We start from the raw sequence: 4,023 nt of genomic DNA, 5'->3' as shown, positions 1-4,023 counted from the left end.
CGGCTGAGCGGGTTAAAAGGCTGAACTATCGCCAGATGTAGTAAATACGGCCCTCAGACCGCCGAACCATAAAGGTCATAGGCGTCGGCGCGGTCGATCTTGACGGTGATGATATCGCCCTGGCGCAAAGGGCGGCGCGACTGGATATGCACCGAGCCATCGATCTCGGGCGCGTCGTATTTGGTGCGGCCCTTTGCCGACGTGCCATGCGCCTCGTCGATCAGCACCGGCAGGCGCTTGCCGACCTTTTTGGCCAGCTGCGTTGCCGATATCTTCTGCTGGCGCTGCATGAAACGGTGCCAGCGCGCCTCCTTGATCTCCTGGGGAACCTGTTCGAGACCGAGATCGTTGGAGCGGGCGCCGCGGACCGGCTCGTATTTGAAGCAGCCTGCGCGATCGATCTTGGCCTCGTCGAGCCAGTCGAGCAGCATCTCGAAATCATCGTCCGTCTCGCCGGGGAAGCCGACGATGAAGGTTGAGCGAATGGCCAGATCCGGGCAGACCTCACGCCAGCCGCGAATGCGCTCGAGCGCCTTTTCGCCGTGTGCCGGCCGGCGCATGTTCTTCAATACCTGCGGCGAAGCGTGCTGGAAGGGGATATCCAGGTAAGGAAGGATCTTGCCCTCTGCCATCAGCGGGATGACGTCGGCGACATGCGGGTAGGGGTAGACATAGTGCATGCGCACCCAGATGCCGAGCTTGCCGAGTTCCTCGGACAGATCGAGGAATTTTGCGCGCACCTCACGGTCGCCGAACATCGACGTCTGATACTTGATGTCGATGCCGTAGGCGCTGGTGTCCTGTGAGATCACCAGAAGTTCCTTGACCCCAGCCTTGGCCAGTTTCTCGGCCTCGCGCAGCACATCGGCCGCCGGCCGCGAGACGAGGTCGCCACGCAGTGCCGGAATGATGCAAAAGGTACAGCGGTTGTTGCAGCCTTCGGAAATTTTCAGATAGGCGTAGTGGCGCGGCGTCAGCTTGACACCCTGCGGCGGCAAAAGGTCGACATAAGGGTCGTGCGAAGGCGGCGCGGCCTCATGCACGGCAGCCATCACGCTCTCATAGGCCTGCGGCCCGGTGATCGCCAGCACATTGGGGTGCTTTTCGCGAATGACGTCCGGCTCGGCGCCCAGGCAACCGGTGACGATCACCCGGCCGTTTTCCGAAAGCGCGGAGCCGATGGCGTTGAGCGACTCGTCGCGAGCGGAATCGAGAAAGCCGCAAGTGTTGACGACGACAAGGTCGGCGCCGTCATGCTTGCGGGCGATTTCGTAACCTTCGGCGCGCAGGCGCGTGATGATGCGCTCCGAATCCACAAGGGCCTTCGGGCATCCAAGACTGACAAAACTCACGCGTGGAGCGGACATAGAGCGTTTCCGGGCTTTTCAGGATTGCCGGCGCAGTACCACACTTATTGCGGCATTGGTATGGGCACGCCCGCGATGCGGCAAAACGCTCGGCGGTCTTGCTTCCACGGCGTGAAGATGCCGATGTCCGCCAGCCTCAGCCGACCGCACCGTTTACATGCGGCCAAACCTCCACCGCGCCACGATAGATCATGTCCACAGCCACATAGAAAATGATCAGCAGGCCGACATAGGCAATCCAGCGGTGGCGATGCAGCAGCTTGGCAATGAAAGTCGCGGCCAGCCCCATCAGGGCGATCGACAGCACCAGGCCGATGATCAGCACCGGAAAATGGTCACGCGCCGCTCCAGCCACCGCCAGCACGTTGTCGAGCGACATCGACACATCGGCGACGACAATCTGCAAGGCAGCCTGGCCAAGGGTCTTACGCTTCGTCTTGCCGGCGACCGCCTGGTCGTTGTTGAGGTCCGAATTCGACAGTGCCTCGGTCGCTTCCAATTCATCGGCATGCGACGTACGCAACTCGCGATACATCTTCCAGCAGACCCACAGCAGCAGGATGCCGCCGGCGAGCAGCAGGCCGACGATCGCCAGCAGCTTGACGGTAATTGCGGCAAACCCGATGCGCAGCACCGTTGCCGCCACCACGCCGAGAAGAATCGCCTTCTTGCGTTGTTCGGCAGGCAGGCCGGCCGCGGCGAGGCCGATGACGATCGCATTGTCGCCAGCCAGCACGAGGTCGATGGCGATGACCTGGAGCAGGGCGGTCAGACTGGCAGCGCTGAAAAAAATGTCCATCGACAGGAAGCCCTTGCTGATTTTGCCGAGTGTTCGTCGATTATCCAGAGGCCCTAACTTGGTGGTCCCCTGGCGTCAAGGGATCACGCGTGGCTGCATCACCGAAGCAGCGTTGCGTCAAACCGGATCAGGCTTTGCGGCACTCGCCGACAGCCGGGCGAAACCACGGCCGATCGCAAATCAATCGTAGAGATTGTACTTTGCCCAGTCGGCTTCTGGAATCTCGTCCCCGATCCGGTAGCGGAGCTGCAGAACTTCCATATGGTCCGGCGCGGTCTGGCACTTGAATTTCAGCCGGTACCACTGCCCCTTGCTGCGAAACGCAGCACCCGGGCTCTTGATTGCATCGGCACCCATCTCGGGCGTGGCGAAGGCGTAGGCGACGACGCGATCGGCTTTGAACTTGCGATCGTCATGGGTGATGCGGTCGAGCACTTCGGCGTCGCAACGCTGTTCAAGACGGGTTTGGGGATCGAGTTTCATCAGACCGGCGCGCAATGCATTGTCCATTGCGCTGGCTGGAAAACTCAGTGTCACTGACGCCAAGGCGGTCATGCAGAGCTTCTTCATGGGCGGGACAACCAACATATTTTGTCGGAGAAATCAACCGAGCGAACCGCCTCGGACGCCGCGGGAATCTTCAATCATATGGCCGGTGCGTTCAAAATTGCGTGTCGGGATTCGTCGTGCGATGCCTGCGGCCAACGGACCAAAGACGCACGGCCGGCATCGGTGAGATCGTAAAGGCCGCGGTCGACGCGCGCGAACCAGCCATAGACATTGTGCTGCAGGATTTTCGGCGCGATCGGCGTCACCGCCTTCAGATCTCGCGGCCGCCTGGGTCCGTCCGCCATGGCGGCAGCGCAGGCGAGGGCGCTTTGACGATAGGCCGTCATGATCGGATTGCGCGATCCTCCTCCGGCAACCGGATCGCCGCGACGGCGCTGGTGCTCGTCGACCAGACGAGAGCGCCGGCGGGCATTCTTGCGCGGCGCCGGCGCGATCGGGCTGAGAAGCACCTCGACCCGGTCCGTCGCGGTCACACCGAGCAGGCCGAAGCCAAGACGGCGGCAGAGATTGCGGAACCTGGCGTCGCTTTCGCGGCCCTTGCCGCGGGCCGACATGCGCGCGGCCAGCCACACCTCGTCGCAGGCCGCCGCGCGATCGACACCTTGCAGCACCAGTTCGAGATTGAACTGCAGCTTCAACTCGCAGATGACGACAACCGGCGGCTCCCCCTCGCGCAACGCAACGACATCGCAGCCGCCGATCTCGCCTTTGACGACGAAGTCGAGGCTTTCGAGGAACCGCTTCACCGGCGCATAGAGTGAGGTTTCGTTCATGCCTCAAGGTTTAGCCGATTCGACGCGAAAAGCCTTCCCGGGGTTCGGCGTTCCACGGCCCGAAAGCGGATCGGGGTGGATACCGCACCGTCGGGCCATCTGTCAGGCTTCGGTGTTCGGCACTGCCCGGTTCGGCAGCTTCCTGCGGCGCAGGAGGGGATAGCCGATCTGACCGAAATAGGTGGAAGGGATCGGATCGTCGACGCCGTACTTTTCCGGCACCTTGTCGCCGGTGGGATTGTAGGTGCCGAACAGCATGTCGAGGAAAGGCAACTGCCCGGCGAAGTTCTTGTCATAGGCTTCGCGCTGGTTGGCATGGTGCCAGCGATGGAACTGCGGGCTGGCGATCAGCCACTTCAAAGGGCCGAACGGAATCCGCACGTTTGAATGCACAAGCAGCGTGTGTCCAAGGTAGATGGTCGAAAAGACGGCGATCGAGACTTCCGAGAAGCCGAGGAAAAAGATCGGCGTCAGCGATATCGCCTTTGTGACGATGGCGTCGACGGGGTGATTG

General features: G+C 61.9%; 5 protein-coding genes. All 5 read right to left on the bottom strand.

Annotation, left to right across the window (positions count from 1 at the left end):
- Positions 1–53 precede the first annotated feature (53 nt).
- Positions 54–1,367, bottom strand: coding sequence for a 30S ribosomal protein S12 methylthiotransferase RimO (rimO, locus tag EOD15_RS30075; protein WP_127409108.1), 1,314 nt, complete (start codon positions 1,365–1,367; stop codon positions 54–56).
- 136 nt (positions 1,368–1,503) lie between these two features.
- Positions 1,504–2,166 (bottom strand): TerC family protein, encoded by a 663-nt coding sequence (locus tag EOD15_RS30070; RefSeq protein WP_127271063.1) that lies wholly within the window; start codon positions 2,164–2,166, stop codon positions 1,504–1,506.
- A gap of 180 nt (positions 2,167–2,346) precedes the next feature.
- Entirely contained in the window at positions 2,347–2,754 is a 408-nt protein-coding gene (locus tag EOD15_RS30065; protein WP_164893186.1) for a DUF930 domain-containing protein, read from the bottom strand.
- Between the two features lie 56 nt (positions 2,755–2,810).
- Complete coding sequence (locus EOD15_RS30060; RefSeq protein ID WP_127322250.1) at positions 2,811–3,509, bottom strand: DUF2161 family putative PD-(D/E)XK-type phosphodiesterase; 699 nt, start codon at positions 3,507–3,509, stop codon at positions 2,811–2,813.
- Positions 3,510–3,611: 102 nt separating this feature from the next.
- The coding region (locus EOD15_RS30055) for a sterol desaturase family protein (protein WP_148129705.1) at positions 3,612–4,023 on the bottom strand (412 nt) is incomplete at its 5' end.

The sequence above is a fragment of the Mesorhizobium sp. M7A.T.Ca.US.000.02.2.1 genome, from assembly GCF_003996995.1.
GTDB lineage: Bacteria > Pseudomonadota > Alphaproteobacteria > Rhizobiales > Rhizobiaceae > Mesorhizobium.
Note: the sequence above shows the minus strand (reverse complement) of the source record. Positions and strands in the feature narration are given on the sequence as shown.